The organism is Legionella birminghamensis (assembly GCF_900452515.1).
In the GTDB taxonomy this organism is placed as follows: Bacteria; Pseudomonadota; Gammaproteobacteria; order Legionellales; family Legionellaceae; genus Legionella_C; species Legionella_C birminghamensis.
Genome location: NZ_UGNW01000001.1, coordinates 1081588 through 1100595 on the forward strand (window position 1 = coordinate 1081588; position 19008 = coordinate 1100595).

A 19008-nucleotide genomic window follows, 5' to 3' on the forward strand; every position below is an offset into this window, starting at 1 on the left:
TCTTATTTTATCCAGTAAGTTTTAAGTTCAGTCACAACGGCAGACATTTTTATATCCCAGGTATCAGGATTAATAAAGTCAGTATGCTGGAACTCGTAGGCAACACCAATCAGAACGGGATGATTAACTGTGCTCAGGGATTTATCATAGTAGCCGCCTCCCATCCCCAGACGAGTTCCGTATTCATCGAAAGCCACTAGGGGCATTAGAATAATATCCAGGCGCTGGGGATCGATGGAATGGCTCAAATCAACCTGTGGTTCTTCAATATTATACTTGTTTCTGGTAAAAGTCGTTGCAGGTGTCGCAGGAACAAAATGCAATTGCCTGTCAGCTTGAATGACCGGAAAATAACAATATTTTCCGTGCAGGGGAACCGAGCGCCAGATATCATGCAAATCGACTTCCCCGTTCGTTGCGTGATACAGGGCAATATGTTTCGCTTTACGGAAAATATCCAGTTGCTTAATGCGATTACAGATTCGTCTCGATGTGTTTCTGCGGTATTCATAAGTAATGCGTTCCCTAATATTTCGATAAACTTCTCTTTGTGTTCGTTTCAGGTGATCGCTCATGGGTAATTCCATTCATTTAAAGAAAAATGCTTATAAAATAATTGTGGAATAAGAATCGCTGAAAATCTATCACAAATCAACGCAGCAACATCTTAATTATTCCTGTTTTTGCTTCAGAAAAATTTATTCCTGGAATCTATGCATAATTTGAAAAATAAGGTATATAGCATTTTTTTTATTGCTAAATTCAATAAAATTTGAAAAAGAGGTGAATCAAAAATGACTGATCTGTTTGATGAGGATGAGTTGCTGGACGAAGAGGGTTTTGTAAATACCGATGAGGAAGTTGACATTGATGAGGGCGAATCTGCAATTCTTGACGCGCGTCGACGTTTGGAGAATATGCTGGAGGAAAAACGCTTGCGCGAAGAACTTGATGATTTCATGGATTATTAGTGAGCCATTCAATCCAGATACAATTCCAGCCGCCAGGGGCCAGCCTATGCCTTTCCTCGGCGGACAGGCTCTTTCTTGGTGAGGCGGTATTTGAGACACTGAGGGTTAAACACTTCAAGCCATTATATGCTGCCCTTCACTGGGGACGCTTAAAGAATACAGCTTCTGTATTAAATATTCCTTTCCATTTAAGTTTGGATGATTGGCAAAAAGAAATTCAACAATATATAAAAGAGCAGCGTATTTGCGATGGCGGATTGAAAATTATTCTTACGCCTGGCTCAGCTTCTAGGGGGTTGCTGCAAAAGGGGAATAGCCCGCATCTTATTGTGGAAGGGTTTAGCTATCTTTACGATTCGAGTCCAGTTAATCTGGTAAGTTGCCCATGGTTTAGGGATAGCCGAAACCCGATTTATCAGGTTAAATCCCTCAGTTATCTGGAAGAGATCATCGCGCGCCGCTGGGCTCTTAGCCAACAGGCGGACGATGTATTGTTTTTTAACACTGACCATCTGGCCACTGAAACCAGCGTTGCCAATGTATTTATTATCCACGATGGGCAAGTAAAAACACCTGCCAAAGAACATGGATTGATTCCGGGGGTATTGCGTGAGCGTCTATTTCAAATTTGTAAAAACAATGAGATTAGCTGCCAGGAGAGTCAGATTACACACGGCATGATAGTGGAAGCGGAGGCTCTGTTTACCAGTAATGTACTTCAACGAATCAAGCCCGTTGCCCGGTTTGATGGGCTTGAAAAAAATACAGCGCACCCCATTGTTTTGCAATTGTCTTCTCTGCTCGCACAGGTGGATGAAGCAGACTGCTAACTGGCGCATTCAGTCTTTTATTCTGGCAAGAATTTTATACTCACATCAGGACGGGTTAATGGCGATGAGGTTTTTTTCGGACTGAAAATCCCCATCCCGTTTACCACAGAGCTGGGAGCGGTTTTGCATAATCGCATAGCCCATTGCTTATATTGATCCTCACTAAGATAGACCCTTAATTTATCAAGAGTCTCAATGGCCCTTCCCCAATCCTCAGGTTTAGTTTCTTTCATATATAATGAAAAGTAGTAAATAGCCAGCTGCGACTCTTTATCTTCATTAACAAAGTTACAAAGAACCCCTGAATGATGGAAGCGTCCCGCTTCGAGCAGATGTTGTTCTGCTCTATCCAGAAAAGTCACACCGGGATTTTTTTCCTCATCCATGGCACTGACAGAGCCTTCATCCCGAATTAAGCGTCTGGAATGGCATTCTTTAATTTCATTTTTTAGTTCAACACCCAGTGAATGGGTCAGATAGAATTTTGCCAATTTATCCAATTGATAATTATAGACTTCCTCCAGGATGGCGGAATTAAGCGAATCAGCTTGCAATAGCTGGCAAAGAAGCAGGAGTGCCTCTCTTACCTTGGCATTTTCCTCTTCATAATCCATGCTCTCTCTTTTTATTCTGCAGATCTCAAGCAGTTCTTTCAATTGTTTCATTAATAACTCGGCTGAATTTTTCGTGTTTGGGCATGTTTCCTTCAGCTTTTGCCAATCTTCGTGATCATAGAAATGAATATGGATTAATCGATGCTCGGCAGCTGGGAGCAGTGAGGGGGACGATTCACTAACACGGGCAAGAATCCACTCCTGTGAAAATCGACTCATTACTTTCCTCCGTTCACGGCGAACAGTATTAATACTATCCAGTAAATCAGAGTCTGAATAGCCGCTATTCAATACAATGGTAATGGCATCATATTCAGCTTCACGGATAGAAACGGGGATGATAGGGGGATAGTTATGTGGATTTAAAATGCTTTCCTGTTCAGCTGGCGTTTGGAATGAAGTGTTTGGCCGTATTTGGTTAATCAGGCCTCTCTGCAGTAATTGAATCATTTCGTAGCCAATCTCATTTTCTTTCCAGTATCCTCCTTCTTTGTTTTGACGATAGTCAATGAAGAGCTGCTCGCATAACTTTTTTGCCAGGGAATAAAGCAGGGGGTTCTGCGGTGGCGGATATTTATCCCGATGGCTTATGAATATATCTTTTAACATTTGTAAAGGCGTATCACGGTTGACTGGTTTACCGGTCAGTATTGCGCGAGCCTCGCGGCTTTTCTGTTCTTGTGAATCGAGGCTTTCATAAAGTTTATCTGCGAGTTCTTTTTTCATGGCATGACGCAGACTGTCTTCAGAAAAAATGGAGACATGAGGCTTTGTCATGCTTGTTATGAGTTCTTCCAAGGGATCAGTCAATTTGATTGAGCTGTGCTTTGCAATCGCGTCCATGATTTTTCGCTGGTATGGACCAAGATAAATAGGTGAATTTGTTTCCAGGGATTCAAACAATGTATCTACAGCATGGTTGGAGAGAAAGTTTTTCAAAAATGTTTTTGACATATTCCCTTCAAACAGGCCATCGCTGGAAAGATATCGAAGTTCATGGTTAGCAGCTAATTCAAGGTAGATGCATAGGGATTGTGGCTGGTCAGCACTGGTTTTTGAAGACAGGTGGTAATGAGAAATTCCAGTAATGTTCATTTGCCGGCAGTATTGAGCATCCGACATACTCAGTAATACCAGTAATTCGGCTCCCAGATTCAAATGAATAGAAGTGTATGAACTATCTGTTACAAAAGTTTCCAATAATGCCTTTGTCAGTGTATTGATTTCAATGTATTGATGGGGATCTGGGTATTCAAACGCTTTCTGGCTAAGCTGATAAAGCCTGTGGCAGACCAGTACAGGCGATGCTTTATAAATTTTTTGCAGAAGCAAATGATAAAGATTACAGTCAAGACCGTATTTTATAGCCTCCAAGCGGTTTAATACTTCCTCAATATCACTATCTGCTGTTAATTTTTCAATACGAGTTTTTAAATCCCCCAAGGCCATTTGGGGACGGATAAAAATTGCCTCTTCAAAATCAGGCTCCTCCAGAAGCCCTATTGCGGCTCGTCGATAATCTTCCAGGGTGAGTGTGGTTTCAGAAACATCGATATCATCAAGTAATGCCTTTCTTAATCTGGAACCTTGCGGATAATTGGCAATAAGAAATAAAGATAAAAACTTCCAAAGCCAGGTAAAATGAGCCGTCCAGGTCCAGCCTTGACCATGTCTGCTGCTGATTAACTGATCACGGTAGTCAGTAAATAGACGCTTTCTAACGGATAAGCTTTCTTCTGAAGACAGTATATCCAGGAGCTTCTTTTTGACGCCCTTATATTTTCTGGTTTTAGTGTGCAGCAGTTTCTCTTTCCAGAGGAATAATTTTTTTTCTTCCAGGTTGTAAGAACGCATAATTATCTCATTAAGATTAAAAATTATTCAATAATCATACCGCGAATTAAAAAATTCTACTGTTAAGTTATTGTAAGACTTTGCATCATTGTGTTAATTTGAATTTAGAGCTATATAAATAAATAAGTACCCAGAATTATCAGTTACCAATTAGGAGGATCCAGCAGCTGAAGAAAAAAAGAAAAGACTGAATATTAAAGTTTCTTAATAAAACCTTAATTTTCGGTTGATATTATTGGTATAGGTTTAATGCTGGAGTTTTTATGGCCAACAAACAATCACAGAGTACTGCATCAATTTTAAGAAGCTTGGGAGCAGCTAAAAAAGCAAGCTCGATCTCAATTGAAGCGAAATCTCAACGGGTACAAAATTCTGCTGACACTAAAGATCTGGGCCAGTTGGTTATGGACTGTATGATTAAGAAAGATGGACCACAGAATACTCCAAGCGGATTCTAAAGGATCATCATCTCCATAGTATATCGATTACCTATAGTTGATTACTTTATATTTTCACATCTTGTATATTCTCAAAATTTCTTCTTAAACAGTTGACAATAAATCTCGCACAATTAAATATGTTATATATAATTGATAATGGTTAAATGATTCGAGGTTTGTAATGGCTGGTACTTTTTCCGAGAATACTCACTGGAGGGACTCGGCCAGGAGTGCGCGATTTTTTATGGTAGATGCCAGAGCAGCATTTCCTATTTTCCTTTTTCTCATGCATATCCGAATATGGACGGGCGTGTTAGTTCTGGTCTCGGCCTTTTTTTTCGGGATTATTGAGCATTATGGTTTCACTGTTCCTGTTTTTCTACGCTGGCTCAGAGGTTTTATGGCCGGGCGGATCAGATCATCTCAACCCTGGTGGCGCTAATGGAAGTCGATATTCGAAAAAGCATGGCCTTAATTGCTGCAAGCATGAATGCCAAATTTTATTTAAATGACCGTTTTGTAAGCTTTGATGAAGTATTTTCTGATACCGGCTTACTGCCGGCAATTGCCAGAAGGGCGGATCAGTTATGCTCACTGTGTTTGGGGTATGGTCTGGGGGCTACATTTGATGAAGCAGAGGGATCCCTCTTGGGTATCCGGGTCGTGTTTGATGAAGTTACGCCAAACTCATTACGCCTATTGTGTATGACTGATGTGATTAATGAATTGATCCAGGGCGGTCCCAGCCGGGATTATACGCCATTGGATGAGTTAATGTATGACTAACATAAAATACTTGCTAAATCTCTTGATTAGTTAAACGCTTCAGGGTTAAATGAATATAAGCATATTGTTTAGCAAAATTTCAGGATGGGTCAATTATTCTCTTCCTGGTGTAAAAAAAATACCTTTAAGATAAATGTCTTAAGTTTAGCTTAAGAAAAGACTGCTAAACTTGAAGTAGTAAATTGAATGAGTTGGGGTGTAAAGAATGGCAGAAATACCAGACAGTACTAAATTAATGCAAAGTTCTTTTGGGCGCAGTTCATCCACAAACCCTGAAAGATCAGTCCCAGACGTTGCTAACCACGCTTCGCCCTTATCCAGAATTCGCTCTTCCTACTCACAGGAAGATGTACTGGCCGATGTTAAAAAGCTTGTTTCGACAGCAAGAAAATTGAACAGTGCCCGACCTGATGAGAAAATTGGAAGAGGGATTAGTGTCCTTGATAAATGTATTGAGAGGGTCTTGGCTGCCCACGCTGAAGAAGTGAAACACACACGACCGGTTCGCGCAGAGGAAGCTGCTTCTTCCGAAGTTGAAACGCCTGCATATAAGTTCTTTTAATTTCAATAATTTCGCCCAATAGTCTGCATTGGCTTTAGAATGCTGTTATACTCCACATATCCCTAAATGATAGAACAATTCCGTTCTATCATTGTTAATTTCGAGAAAATTTCTGACGCATGAAAGAAAATTTAGGCGATAAACAAGCTGAAGATATTTTGAAGGCTCTGGATGAGGCTATTGAATCAGGCCCCTGGGAAGAGTCTAATTTTTTGCGTGTTATTGGAAAGAATTTGAGGGAAATCCGTGAGAATTATTCACGTTCATTAAGCAGTTCCAGTGCTAAAAATAATTCTAATGCAACATTATTAAACAGAGTCGCTCTAAGAAGCGGACAACAGGAAGTATTTATAGCGCTTTATTCCTCAGAGGGGAATAATCTGCAAAGCTGGGAGAGAATTCTTGCCAATTTGCCCCGACAGGTCATTTCACGTCCGATATATACGGATGAAGAAAATGTAAAGTTTATGATTAAGTCGAAAGAAAATAAGCTGAATGAAGCTTATATTAGTGTTTTTATTAATCAGAGCGATATTTTACTTCTCTCAGCCGATAAAACCCCGCAGGATAAATTTGGCAAGCCTCTTCTAACTCTGAAAGATCGTGCCATCAATCTTGAGAATATTAATCGATTTGTCCATTATTCCGGTACTTATAAATATATGAAAGGACGTCTGATCAAGAATCAACCGAATGAAAGCTCCTAATCTTTAATCTGCCGCCGCTTAAGTACAGTTTTCATTTTTAATTTAAAAAATAACGAAGTAATCTCGCAAAATTATGTTGGGCAGGTATATACTTGCTCTTAGGTATAACTCTTTGATTTGACCGGACCGGATGGCTCAACAATCTCAACAGCAAGGCGGCGGCGATAATTCAATGGCCCCAGTATGGATTATGGTACTGGTGTTTTTGATTGGTTGGCTTATCTGGTACGCTGGACATCAATATATTGTTGCATTTGTATTCAAACTAAATGTGTTGCAAGCGAAGCTCGTCAGTCTTTTTATAAGTAACCCCAAGCTTGAAAATGATGTTTATCTAATGCAAACAATTGATCCTGCAACTGTCAGCTGGAACCAGTTTCTGGACTTGACCCGTACGGTCGGTGATTATATTCGCTATCCTGTAATTGTCATTCTCGTTGCTTTGGCCTTTTATCTTTACCAATCAAATGTAGTCCTCAAGTTTCGTCGTGCCCATGATATGAAAACCCTCAGGGCACAGGAGCAATACAACTGGCCGGCTATAATGCCCGTCGTCAAAGAGGATCTGGTTAGCCAGGATATTAACAAGGGTCCATGGGCAATGGCGCTGACACCCATGGAGTTTGCACGCAAATATCATTTGCTTAGAAAAGACGATGCGATTCTGGATAATCCAGTGCCAGGCATGGAGATGACTGCCGGCATTCGTCGCGGCGATGCCAAACGTGTGTTTACCCTGCAGTTAGGGCCTTATTGGGACAACTTTGATCGCTGTCCCCCTCATGCCCGTGCCCTGGCTGCGATCTTCATGGCCAGAATGAATAGAGATAGGGGTTCGGCCAACATGATAATGGAAACGCTTGATAAAACCTTCAGCGAAGGCAAGCCGGACTACTCGGTAGCTCTGCCTGTCATTAAAAAATATCAGGATGCTGAGAATGTTCAGGAAATTTTGGCACAGCATGCCTACCTCCTTACAGTAATGGCTTCTTTGCTGCAGGCGTCACGAGAAGATGGTGTAGTCGCCAGTGCAGAATTTCTATGGTTAAAGCCCACGGATAGACGATTATGGTATATGCTTAACTGTATAGGTAGACAGACGCCTTTCGCTGAAGTAGCTGGGCCTTTTGCCCACTGGAAAGCAGAAAGAGCTATGAAAAGACGTTCGCTGGTGCCGATGATTGATGAAGCTATTAAAGCCTTGGAAATTGCTGTCAAGGAAGTGAAATTATCCCCTCGTGAAGTCCAGGAGTTGCAGCCATGATGCGCGGTATTGATTCACGTCATGAAATAGATCCAACCCAGTTACTTAGGGATACCCGAACGGTAGGCCAGCGTTTGGGTGATTTTTTTTCAGATCCTACCAATGTATCCATTATATTGGTTTCACTTGCAGGTATTTCCTACTATGTTTCAGAAGTAGCGACCTTATTATTACTCATAGGCTTTTTCTTTTTTCTTTATACCTATACCCGCAAACAAGTCCTGCCTTTTCGCTTGCCCAAAATCGCCCGGGTTAAAGACTATAATGATTTAAAGCCTGGTATCAAGACCCCCTATACTGCGCGGGGTATTGCTTTTTTTGGAAATGATCGCAAAAGTAACGAGGAACTATGGTTTGCAAACGAGGATTTGCGGACTCATGCATTAATATTTGGTTCCACCGGTAGCGGTAAAACAGAAGCATTGGTATCACTGGCATTTAATGCCCTGGTGCAGGGCAGCGGTTTTATCTATGTCGATGGAAAAGGGGATAACTCCCTGTATGCAAAAGTCTTTTCAATGGTCAGAAGCATGGGGCGGGAGGATGATTTACTTTTAATCAACTTCATGACGGGTGCCCGGGATATTGTGGGCCCGCAGGAAAAGCGCCTTTCCAATACGTTAAACCCGTTTTGTCAGGGTTCGTCAAGTATGCTAACGCAGCTTGTCGTCAGTCTTATGGGCTCATCCGGACAATCTTCAGACGGCGACATGTGGAAGGGAAGAGCTATCAGCTTCGTTGAAGCCCTAATGAAACTATTGGTTTATATGCGTGACGAGGGCGCCATATTGCTGGATGCCAATTCCATCCGGAATTATTTTGATTTACAGCGTCTGGAAGCAATTGTTATTGACAAGGTTTTTCCGCGGGATGAACAGGAAAGTATTAATATAGAGTCAGTTCCAAAGCTGGTGACTGACCCTTTAAGGAACTATGTATTCAATCTTCCTGGATATAATAAAGAGAAAAAAGGCAAACAGGTTTCCCAGGTGCTGGAACAACATGGATTTATTACCATGCAGTTAGTCCGTGTGTTCTCGTCATTAGCTGATACCTATGGACATATCATCCGTACTAACCTTGCGGAAGTTGATTTTAAGGACGTTGTACTTAATCGCCGCATTCTGGTGGTGTTATTACCCGCTCTGGAAAAATCACCCGACGAGTTATCCAACCTTGGAAAGGTGATTGTATCGTCACTCAAGGCGATGATGGCAGCTGGCCTGGGAGAGGAAGTGGAAGGGGATTACCGTGATGTGATTGAGCGTAAACCCACCAACTCACCAACACCTTATATGTGTATCCTTGACGAGTATGGTTATTATGCGGTTCAAGGCTTTGCTGTTGTGCCAGCCCAGGCGCGTTCATTAGGATTTTCAGCCATCTTTGCCGGGCAGGATTTACCGGCATTCCAGAAAGCATCCAAAGAAGAAGCCGCGTCAATTGGTGCAAATACAAACATTAAAATCTGTATGAAGCTTGAGGATCCTACGGAGACATGGGATTTCTTTACCAAAACGGCTGGTGAAGCCTATGTTACCAAAGTAGATTCTTTCCAGACAAAAGATAGCAGCATGACCAATAGCTATCTCGATACCAAGAGTTCATCTTTTGAAAAGAGATCCCGTATTGACCTCTTGGACCTAAAAGAGCAGACAGAAGGTGAAGCTCATATTTTCTTCAAGTCAAAAATCGTTCGTGCCCGCATGTTTTATGCGAACCCTAAACCAGTTAAACAGTTGAAGCTTAATCAGTTCCTTAAAGTCGAAGCACCGCCGGACGATTATCTGTCAAAACTGCAAAAACAACTTTCCGGTTTCCAGAAAGTGCTTGAAAGCGGTGACCTCAGTATTGATAAGCTGGTGGAAAGTGAAGAGATCAGCCTAATTACTAAAGTGTTGCGCGAATCGACTGTGGTTGAACCGATTGAGCGGGGTGTGGCTGCATTGCTGGCATACCATGGGCATAATGAGCCTGAGCCTGTCGAAGAAATTATTGAAGAAGAGGAAGAAGGGGTTCTGACTATATTCAGTAAACTACGCACTCCATTTAATGCACTTCCATTACTGGTCAAGGATGTGGAGCAATTCTCCTTACCGATTCTTGCCATTAATGAAACCAGGAACTATCTGGCTTCTATTGAAAGAAATAGCGGCGCGAAGGATAAGTATTCAGGCTCAGTTGCCAACGAGCTTATAAAAGACTTCCAGATGGCCACCACCTATCCGCCGATGGAAAGGGATGTAGTAGAGCCTTATGAGTTAACAGAAATAGTTAGAACGCTCACCGATAGAATCGTGGAAGAGCGGCGTAAGGCAAATGAAAAAGCATCAGAAGAAAGCTAGTATCCCTCGTAGGCTGGGCTATAAAGCCCAGCGCAAAAAATTAGCCGCCTAACTATTCCTCCTAATTGTAAAATTACAGAAAAAATTTCCTCGATAAGCTTTCCTCTCGTTTGTGATAATTTAAAATCTATTTTGCATATTACTTGCCCATCACTGCTTATTTCTGGATTGAATTTTCATGAACTGCTTGTAACGCAATGATTTGTATGTTTTTATTTGATAATGAAATTACCGAAGGTCACAACAGCGTTTATCATCCTGATAAGCTGTGAATAATTTTGACAAGAGAGTATAAGTGAGACGAACGTTTTCTGACCTAATAAGATCAATAGCGCTTCCGGCCAGTTTGCTGGCGTCTGTTGCTTTGCTGGGCTGCAATAAGGGTGGTTCCTATCCAATCGATGATGAGGGAATCAAATTACCGGGAAAGGTTCAGAATGGCTCTGACTCCGCTGTAATGACCATGCAAAGTAAATTTAAAAATATAGGAGTTAAAGTCGTTACTATCGGATCTGATTATCTGATTAGTATTCCATCTGCAGCATTATTTGCTGATCAATCGCCTCGTTTAACCTGGCAATCTTATGCTGTTCTCAATGAAGTTGCCCGGTTTATGAAGCTGTTTAGAAAAGTTTCAGTGACAGTAACCGCCTACAGTAATAAATATTTGTCTTGTAAACGCGAGCAGGCGCTTACATTAACACGTGCAAGATCAGTTGCTGATTACTTATGGTCACAGTGCATCGATAGCCGCTTTGTATTTGTTGAAGGGGCGGGGAGCGATAAACCTATTGTAGGAATCACGCAGGGTGGAGACCAGTCGCCTAACTCCAGAATTGAAATTACGTTTAGAGAAGCTATCGTTTAACAGGGGTTAAAATGAGTCGCGAGGCTTGGAATTTAATTAAAGAATCCAAATCGTTTTACGTCACGACCTATCGGCGGATCGGAAACTGGATTTTGTGTATGCTAGGCGTAAACGTATTACTTTTTATTGCCGTTACATACAGCCGATTTCATCAACCGCCGCCGGATTTTTATGCAACGAATGGTATTACACCCCCGGTTAAGCTGGCTTCAATGGATACGCCTAATTATTCAAATGAGGCTTTGCTGCCGCCTGATCCCGTAAATGATGATAATGAAAAACCAATTCCAGAGTGAAAGAGGAAAAAATGGCTGACGATGCTTTAGCAGTGGTAACACTTCGAAACGAGTTTTACCGTGATGGACAAAGAAAATTAATGGTGGCATTGATACTGTCATTTATTGTTAACTTTATGATGGCAGGTTTGCTTGTCTATGTGCTTACCCATCCGCCTGCCCCAAAATATTTTGCAACAAGTATCAGTGGGCGGATAACGCCATTGTTTCCCTTGAACGAACCAAACCAATCGGATTCAGCCGTTCTACAATGGGCGAATCAGGCTGCGATTGCTGCTTTTACCTATAATTTCGTTAACTATCGCGATGAGTTACAGGCATCCTCCGGGTTCTTTACAGCTGAGGGCTGGCAACAGTTCCTGACTGCTTTACAGCAATCGAATAACCTGGATGCGGTTAAGGCAAAAAAATTAATTGTTTCAGCCGTAGCAACTCGAGCTCCAATCATTTTGCAGAAAGGCTTGCTCAATGGCCGGTTTTCATGGCGCATCCAAATGCCGATTCTCGTTACTTATCAAAGTGCTAGTGAGTTTTCACAGCAGAATAACATTGTTACAATGTTAATTACTCGAGTGTCTACCTTGAATTCACCTCGGGGAATAGGAATTTCTCAATTTGTCGTGGGACCAGCTAGTGGTGGAGTAACCTGATGCAAAAAACCAGACCCCATAAATTATTTAAATATGGTTTGACTGCTGTAGTCGCTTTTCATTCAGTCATTACTGTGTCCTATGCTGCCGAGCAGTCTGACTCAGCGCAGCAGGCTCTACAGCAGTTACGTATGCTGCAGCAAAAATTATCTGCTCAGCAGGGTGGCACATCCAGCATCAATCCGCAGCTAGGCAATATTCCATTAGGAACTGCCCAGGGGGCTGGGCAAACGCAGCAAAGTTCAACAACTGTCCAGAATACCACTGTGGTAAATGCGACAACTGGACAGCAGATTTCTGGCCCGCCGCAGACAGCTGCCGGACCTGAGCAACAACAGGCGCCAACTCCAAATGATAATGAGTTAATCGATAAACAGGCTTTTGATGGCGTATTGCGGCAAAAATTCCCTTTAACGCCTGAACAGATCATCCGTTTGCGGCATGCCTACCAATCAAATGAGTTTGCTGAAACATCTACAGCTGGGACACCTCCTAAACCGACAGCGACTTCCCAGTTTGTCAATTTGTCTCCCGGCTCAACCCCGCCCGTTATTCGTTTGTCGCAAGGCTTTGTTTCATCGCTGGTGTTCCTGGATTCCACAGGAGCTCCCTGGCCTATCAGTGCCTATGATTTAGGTGATCCGGCTTCCTTCAATATTCAGTGGGATAAAACCAGTAATACCTTAATGATTCAGGCATTAAGATTGTACAACTATGGCAACCTGGCTGTGAGATTAAGGGGCTTAAATACACCGGTTATGCTGACTTTGATCCCAGGGCAGAAAGCAGTCGATTATCGAGTTGATTTGCGCATTCAGGGTTATGGCCCAAATGCCAAAAGCATGCCGATGGAAGAGGGCATACCTCCGGCAGCCAGTGACATTTTATTGCACGTTTTAGATGGTGTCCCGCCGGATGGCAGTACACGGCTCGTAGTAAGCGGCGGCGACGCCAGAGCCTGGTTGCTGAACGATAAAATGTACGTTCGAACCAATCTTACCATCCTGTCGCCGGGATGGATCGGCAGTATGACCAGTGCAGATGGAATGCATGCATATGAAATGCAGAAGTCGCCTGTTTTATTGGTTTCCTGGCATGGCAAAGTCATGCAGCTCAAGGTAGAAGGGTTATAGCAAATGGCAGGCAGAAAAGAAAACCTTAAAGCACTTTTTACAAATACCCGTTCTCGGGTCATCATTGTTTTTACAACCATCCTGCTGGTTATTGCCGTAGTGATTGGAGTCATCAAATTTATGGGTGCGGGAACAGACGGTCCCGGCGCGTCTGCAGATGTTCCCGGCGCACCAGCCATCCAATCCATTCCTGGCGCACTAAATCCTACTGCCCAATATGCCAAGCTACAGGAAGCTCAGAATGTTACTCAGGCACAGAACGCCTTAAAAACCGGAGGCAGTGCTATTCCAACATTGATCCGTTCCCAACAAATCGGAAGCGGTGTTGACGGCGTTGGCATGGCCGGTGATAACGGCCAGGGCGGCGTCGGGTTTTCGACATTAGCCATGGAGGATGAAGCAGGGGCGCAACGCAGCCTGTGGCTGGATGAATTAAGAAAGGGGAATTGCAATAAGTCCGTAGTGCAGAAAGTCGTTAGCGAAGGAGCAAACATTTCCCTCCTCAAACAAGCATGCTCCTGCGTCCAGTTAAAAGCAGATGGTTATCAATTAGCAGATTTACAGCAGAGCTGTTCCTGTCAGGAATTAAAAGCAGCAGGATTTAATGCCAGGCAGTTAAAAGACAACGGTTATTCAGCTGGGCAATTGCGCATTTGCGGTTTCGATGCCTGCGAATTGAGAAATGCTGGATTTACTGCGCAACAAATGAAAGATGGCGGTTTTTCCGATGGCGAGTTAAAAGGAGCTGGATTTTCGGATGCCGAGATCAACAAGGCAAGCGGCTTGCCTGATGGTGTCACTGAAGCAGACATACGAAAGGCTGGCTGCGATGTGAATGCCTTGCAACGTTTGCGTTCAGCAGGGGTCTCTGCTGCAGCAATACGCCGCACAAATGGCTGTGGTGCGAATCAATTAAAAACTGCAGGTTTTACTGCCCAGGATTTACGTAACGCCGGATTTTCTGCCGCTGATCTTAAAAATGCAGGCTTTACCCCGGAGCAATTAAGACAGGCTGGTTATAGCGCAAGAGATTTATTGAACGCGGGTTATACACCGGATGAATTGCTTAAGACAGGATATACGCCAGCCGAAATTGAAGCGGCTGAATCAGAATTGCCCCCTGGTATAACACCAACTGATGTAAAGAATGCAGGTTGTGATATTAATGGGGTGACCAAAGAAAGGTTGGCCGGCGTGAGTGCAAAATTGATTCGTCAGTATGCCAATTGCAGTGCCCAGGCATTAAAAGCCGCGGGATTCACAAATGGTGATTTGGCCTATGCTGGATTTACTCCCGACCAAATAAAGGCTGCCGGTCTATTATCTGATGACGCCATTCGAGCAGCGGGATGTGATCCAGACAAATTAAAATCGATTAATACTGGAGGTGTTTCTGCGCGTAAAATCAAAGATCTGAATGGCTGTACGGCAGCAGCTCTAAAAGCTGCAGGCTATGGAGCGCAGGCTTTGCTGGATGCTGGATATACACCCCAGGAATTGACCGCTGCCGGGTTTACTCCGGATGAAATACGTGCGGCGCAGCAAGCTTCTGATGCAGCAATTAAGGCTGCTGGTTGTGATCCTGACAAGCTGAAGGCTCTTTATGCAGCCGGTGTGTCTGCGAAACGGATCCATGATTTAAATGGCTGTTCCACTGCTGCTCTAAAATCAGCGGGCTACGATGCAAAATCTTTACTGGAAGCGGGCTTTACTCCCCAGGATCTGCTAGCTGCCGGATTTACCCCGGAACAAATTCGCCAGGGACAGTTAGCGACAGATGCGGCAATCAGGGCAGCAGGCTGTGATATTAATAAGCTGGGCGAATTGAAAGCTGCAGGCGTCACTGGAAAACGTATCCACGAATTGAGTGGTTGTAGTGCTGCAGTTCTGAAGGATGCAGGTTTTAGCGCTCGTTCGCTTTTAGACGCCGGGTTTACCCCTCAGGATCTTAAGAATGCCGGATTTACTGCCAGGCAATTACTCGATGCCGGACTTACACCGCAACAACTATTGCAGGCTGGCTTTACTCCTGATCAACTAAGACAGGCAGGTGTCAGTGCGGCAGATATTATTGCAGCCGGTCGCGTTGCGAATTGTAATGTTTCTTCTTTGCAGGCTGCTCATGCGGCAGGTGTATCGGCGACAGTGATCAAGCAAACTTTGGGTTGCAGCGCTGCTGGACTCAAGGCTGCTGGCTACAATGCTGCTGACCTTCGCGCTGCTGGGTTCACTGCTGCAGAACTAAAAAATGCGGGTTTTAGTGCTCCTGATCTGAAAGCAGCTGGCTTTAGTGCAAAAGAACTCCGTGATGCGGGTTTTCCAGCTGAAGAATTAAAAGCGGCAGGGTTTACTGCAGGTCAGCTCAAAGAAGCAGGATATTCAGCAGCGGAGCTAAAATCATCTGGATTCACCGCGAAACAATTAAAAGATGCAGGCTATAGCGCTAAACAATTGAAGGATGCTGGTTTTAGTGCAACAGAACTAAGAGCCGCCGGTTTTTCAGCCAAGGATCTGAAAGATGCCGGATTTAGCGCAGCGGCATTACGTACTGCCGGTTTTTCTGCAAAAGATCTTAAAGATGCAGGCTTTACAGCGGAAGAGTTAAGAAATGCCGGATTTTCTGCTTCTGCATTAAAGGATGCCGGGTTCTCGGCAGATGATTTGCGGAAAGCCGGGTTTAGTGATGCAGAGCTTCAGGCTGCAGGTATACAGCCGGGCTCAGCAGTTGCTGGTCTGGGCGAGAATCAGATTCCTGGAGCTACTTCCGGTGTTCCGGGTGTTCCTGGTTTGTCCGGGACCGGGCTTACAACAGCCTCTAGTCAGGCTGCTGCCAATAGCAGGCAGCTTCAGGAAATTCTCAACAGGCAAAATCAGCAGATGGCTGACCAACGCTATCAGCAACGGATACAACAGCGTACGTCTGACATGATGGGTGCAGCGACATCCTCTCTCCAGAGTTGGTCTCGAGTATCGGTGCAGGCTTATACAGCCAGCAGTATTCCTGAAGAAGAGCCCAAAGCAGGTACAGGGGTGTTAGTCCCAGGCTCCCAGACCAATATAGCAGTAAGCAGCTCTCAAACAACGACAATTGTCCAGACAGCACCCAAAGCCGTAATTAAGACAGGGGATATCATTTTCGCAGTGCTGGATACTTCAGTGAACAGCGATGAACCGGGTCCGATTTTAGCAACCATAGTGTCTGGAAAATTAAAAGGTTCGAAGTTGATTGGAAGTTTCACATTGCCCAGCAACTCGGACAAAATGGTGATTAGCTTTAATACACTGTCCATTCCCGGAACGCCACATACGATTTCAGTTAATGCCTTTGCTATTGATCCCAACACTGCACGCACTGCATTGGCTAGTCGCACCAACCATCATTATCTGCAACGTTATGGTTCCTTATTTGCCTCCTCCTTCCTGGAAGGGTTTGGTAATGCATTCCAATCGGCAAACACGACTGTAACTGTTGGCGGCACCGGAGGCGGCGACAATATTACTGTGCAGAATGGTATTGGACGATCGGCATTGGAGAACGCTGTAATAGGTTTGGCAACCGTAGGTAAATCCTGGGGCCAGGTCGCTCAACAACAGTTCAACCGTCCGACCACAGTTGAAGTATTTTCAGGTACTGGAATGGGTATCCTCTTTACCCAAGATGTCACGTTAACAAGCTAAGCAGGTAGGAAATGGCCGATAATTATCAAGGTAATGATGAATACGAGTTCACTGATTTAGATGCTCTGGATCCAGAGCCGATGGACAGTGAAGAGCCACAGCAATCGTCCGCTGTAGCCAAAAAGAAAATGTCTGATATGGGAGAGACCAATGTCAAGCGAAATGCGCTTATCGCAATCGTTGTCATTGTTCTGGCCATGTTGGGGTACAAGTTTCTCGGATCATTTTTTACAAGTAAACCCAAGCCCGTGGATACTACGGAGGCTCCGGTGACTGCAACTGTACCGCCTACCGATACAACGCCTGCAACAGCTACACAGCAGCCTGAAGTAGTAGATCAGGAGCCATCTATTCCGGTATCTACATCGGCCAGCGTTGCACCCGATACAACAACGACAACCACGACAAATACTACGCAGGTGGCTTCCGGGCTTGGCGATACCAGCAGTTCCTCCGCGAACGATCAACAAGTGAACCAGAAGCTTTCTGCCCTGGAACTCAGTCAGCAGAATCTTCGTACTGAGGTCAATTCACTGAGCGAGCAACTGGGAGGCGTGAATACTAGTATCAACGAATTAACCAATAAAATTAATTCCTTAAATCAAATGATAACGACACTTGCTGGAAAAGTAGAAGAGCAATCCAATCAGATTACTGTTTTGACAGTGAGGACTCAACCTAAAAAAATTGTACATAAAGTAGTCAAGCAGATTGTCCCAAAAAATATTTATTATCTCCAGGCTGTAATTCCTGGAAGAGCTTGGTTAATTGGAACAAATGGGTCTACACTTACCGTTAGAGAAGGGACAAATATTGCAGGATATGGGGTCGTTAGATTGATAGACCCGCATCAGGGACGCGTCGTTACAAGTTCAGGACAGGTAATCAGGTTTAGTCCCCAAGACAGTTGAGGCATATATGGGTGATGGTGGTAGCGGTGGTTTAGTTTCTTGGATAACAAGTAATGCAAGCATTTTTAATAATCTCGCAGCCAATTTACTTCCTGTCGAGCGCTTGGTTACAGGGGCTGCCTATCTCATAGGCATCGCTTTTGCATTTAAGGCAATTTACAGTTTGAAAGTTTATGGTGAAGCCAGAACCATGATGTCAAGCAATACGAGCATCAAAGAGCCCGTCATGTACATCATGGTTGCTGCTATCCTAATCTATTTTCCAACTGGCTTGGATATAATGCTCAATACCACTTTTGGTTCCTCCAATATTCTGCAGTATGCCCCTATGGATAGCCAAAATCAGGCTTTGGATACTTTATTTGGCACAGGCAGTGCCGTAGGACAATCGCTTTCCCTGTTAATTCAGGTGATTGGGGTTATTGCTTTTGTCAGAGGATGGGTCTTGATAGCCCGATCCGCATCGCAAGGGCAACCTCCAGGAGGGACAGGAAAGGGATTAATGCATGTTTTTGGTGGAATCTTAGCCATGAACATTGTAGCAACGCTGGAAATGATTAATAATACATTATATGGTACAAGTTGAATTTAATTGAAATTAAAGGAGAATCACTGTGAAAACGCTGGCTGATAAAACAATTCTAAATAAGCGGCTATTCGTTTGGTTTGCTTGTTTAGGTTTAATGGTTATGGCGGGGGAAGCCGCTGCATCATCCACCCTTACTCTAGGTGGTATGGCTTCAAGTATCACAGGCTCCTTTGCCAGCTTAACCCGTTTAATTACTGCAGGATCCTATCTTGCTGGTCTTGGATTTTCTATCGGTGCTATTATGAAATTCAAACAGCATAAAGATAATCCAACTCAAATTCCTATTGGTACGCCAATTGCCCTTGTTTTAATTGCGGCGGCCTTACTATTCCTGCCTACAATATTAGGAATAGCAGGAGCTACAATGTTTGGCGGCAGCGGCGGACAGACTGCTGGCCCAGGTGGTTCTATCTTCAGCAGTGGTTCTTCTGGTTCATAAGAATCAATAGCAGGGTATTATTTTCAGTCTATAATTAGACAGAAAATAATACCCGTTGTTGTAAAATTGCA

19 protein-coding genes are annotated in these 19008 nt (G+C 43.8%); 17 read left to right on the forward strand and 2 right to left on the reverse strand.

Going from position 1 to position 19008, the window contains the following annotated elements; genetic code table 11:
• Positions 1–2: 2 nt before the first annotated feature.
• Positions 3–575, reverse strand: a complete 573-nt coding sequence (locus DYH42_RS04605) for a 5-formyltetrahydrofolate cyclo-ligase (protein ID WP_058524722.1) — start codon at positions 573–575, stop codon at positions 3–5.
• Positions 576–794: 219 nt separating this feature from the next.
• Between DYH42_RS04605 and DYH42_RS16540 the strand changes: the two genes are divergently transcribed.
• Positions 795–971: a PA3496 family putative envelope integrity protein gene (locus tag DYH42_RS16540; protein ID WP_165483343.1), complete on the forward strand. Its 177-nt coding sequence runs from the start codon at positions 795–797 to the stop codon at positions 969–971.
• On the forward strand, positions 971–1801 hold the full coding sequence (locus DYH42_RS04610) for an aminotransferase class IV (RefSeq protein ID WP_058524721.1): 831 nt from the start codon (positions 971–973) through the stop codon (positions 1799–1801). Before DYH42_RS16540 ends, DYH42_RS04610 begins: the two co-directional genes overlap by 1 nt.
• A 17-nt stretch (positions 1802–1818) precedes the next feature.
• Here the strand turns inward: DYH42_RS04610 and DYH42_RS04615 are convergent, their stop codons facing one another.
• A complete protein-coding gene (locus DYH42_RS04615; RefSeq protein WP_058524720.1) occupies positions 1819–4269 on the reverse strand; it encodes a hypothetical protein in 2451 nt (816 codons plus the stop codon).
• Positions 4270–4532: 263 nt separating this feature from the next.
• On the opposite strand from DYH42_RS04615, the gene DYH42_RS04620 reads away from it, so the two are divergent.
• The 15 genes from DYH42_RS04620 to DYH42_RS04690 all read left to right on the forward strand — a co-directional run bounded on the left by DYH42_RS04620 (position 4533) and on the right by DYH42_RS04690 (position 18937).
• Positions 4533–4727: a hypothetical protein gene (locus DYH42_RS04620; RefSeq protein ID WP_058524719.1), complete on the forward strand. Its 195-nt coding sequence runs from the start codon at positions 4533–4535 to the stop codon at positions 4725–4727.
• 163 nt (positions 4728–4890) lie between these two features.
• The gene (icmT, locus tag DYH42_RS16725; RefSeq protein ID WP_058524718.1) at positions 4891–5151 is read left to right on the forward strand and encodes an IcmT/TraK family protein; all 261 of its coding nucleotides are present in this window, start codon (positions 4891–4893) and stop codon (positions 5149–5151) included.
• Positions 5151–5495: a type IV secretion IcmS family protein gene (locus DYH42_RS04630; protein ID WP_058524717.1), complete on the forward strand. Its 345-nt coding sequence runs from the start codon at positions 5151–5153 to the stop codon at positions 5493–5495. The genes icmT and DYH42_RS04630 overlap by 1 nt, the downstream gene beginning before the upstream one ends.
• Before the next feature lie 205 nt (positions 5496–5700).
• Positions 5701–6057, forward strand: a complete 357-nt coding sequence (locus DYH42_RS04635) for a hypothetical protein (RefSeq protein WP_058524716.1) — start codon at positions 5701–5703, stop codon at positions 6055–6057.
• Between the two features lie 119 nt (positions 6058–6176).
• Positions 6177–6764, forward strand: a complete 588-nt coding sequence (icmQ, locus tag DYH42_RS04640) for a Dot/Icm secretion system protein IcmQ (protein ID WP_058524715.1) — start codon at positions 6177–6179, stop codon at positions 6762–6764.
• Between the two features lie 130 nt (positions 6765–6894).
• Positions 6895–8028, forward strand: a complete 1134-nt coding sequence (gene icmP / locus DYH42_RS04645; RefSeq protein ID WP_058524714.1) for a type IVB secretion system coupling complex protein DotM/IcmP — start codon at positions 6895–6897, stop codon at positions 8026–8028.
• Complete coding sequence (locus DYH42_RS04650) at positions 8025–10373, forward strand: TraM recognition domain-containing protein (RefSeq protein ID WP_058524713.1); 2349 nt, start codon at positions 8025–8027, stop codon at positions 10371–10373. Before icmP ends, DYH42_RS04650 begins: the two co-directional genes overlap by 4 nt.
• Positions 10374–10668: 295 nt before the next feature.
• Entirely contained in the window at positions 10669–11241 is a 573-nt protein-coding gene (gene icmN, locus DYH42_RS04655) for a type IVB secretion system protein IcmN/DotK (protein WP_058524712.1), read from the forward strand.
• Between the two features lie 11 nt (positions 11242–11252).
• Positions 11253–11537, forward strand: coding sequence for a type IVB secretion system protein IcmM/DotJ (icmM, locus tag DYH42_RS04660; RefSeq protein WP_058524711.1), 285 nt, complete (start codon positions 11253–11255; stop codon positions 11535–11537).
• Positions 11538–11548: 11 nt separating this feature from the next.
• On the forward strand, positions 11549–12187 hold the full coding sequence (locus tag DYH42_RS04665; RefSeq protein WP_058524710.1) for a type IVB secretion system apparatus protein IcmL/DotI: 639 nt from the start codon (positions 11549–11551) through the stop codon (positions 12185–12187).
• 38 nt (positions 12188–12225) lie between these two features.
• Positions 12226–13320: a DotH/IcmK family type IV secretion protein gene (locus tag DYH42_RS04670; protein ID WP_420324131.1), complete on the forward strand. Its 1095-nt coding sequence runs from the start codon at positions 12226–12228 to the stop codon at positions 13318–13320.
• 3 nt (positions 13321–13323) lie between these two features.
• Positions 13324–16998, forward strand: a complete 3675-nt coding sequence (dotG, locus tag DYH42_RS04675; RefSeq protein WP_058524708.1) for a type IVB secretion system protein DotG/IcmE — start codon at positions 13324–13326, stop codon at positions 16996–16998.
• Between the two features lie 11 nt (positions 16999–17009).
• Positions 17010–17909 carry a type IVB secretion system protein IcmG/DotF gene (gene icmG, locus DYH42_RS04680; protein ID WP_058524707.1) on the forward strand — a complete coding sequence of 300 codons (900 nt, stop codon included), beginning with the start codon at positions 17010–17012 and terminating at the stop codon, positions 17907–17909.
• A 7-nt stretch (positions 17910–17916) separates the two neighbouring features.
• Entirely contained in the window at positions 17917–18495 is a 579-nt protein-coding gene (locus tag DYH42_RS04685; protein WP_058524706.1) for a hypothetical protein, read from the forward strand.
• A 97-nt stretch (positions 18496–18592) separates the two neighbouring features.
• Complete coding sequence (locus DYH42_RS04690) at positions 18593–18937, forward strand: type IV secretion protein IcmD (protein ID WP_083503201.1); 345 nt, start codon at positions 18593–18595, stop codon at positions 18935–18937.
• The last annotated feature ends 71 nt before the right edge of the window (positions 18938–19008 follow it).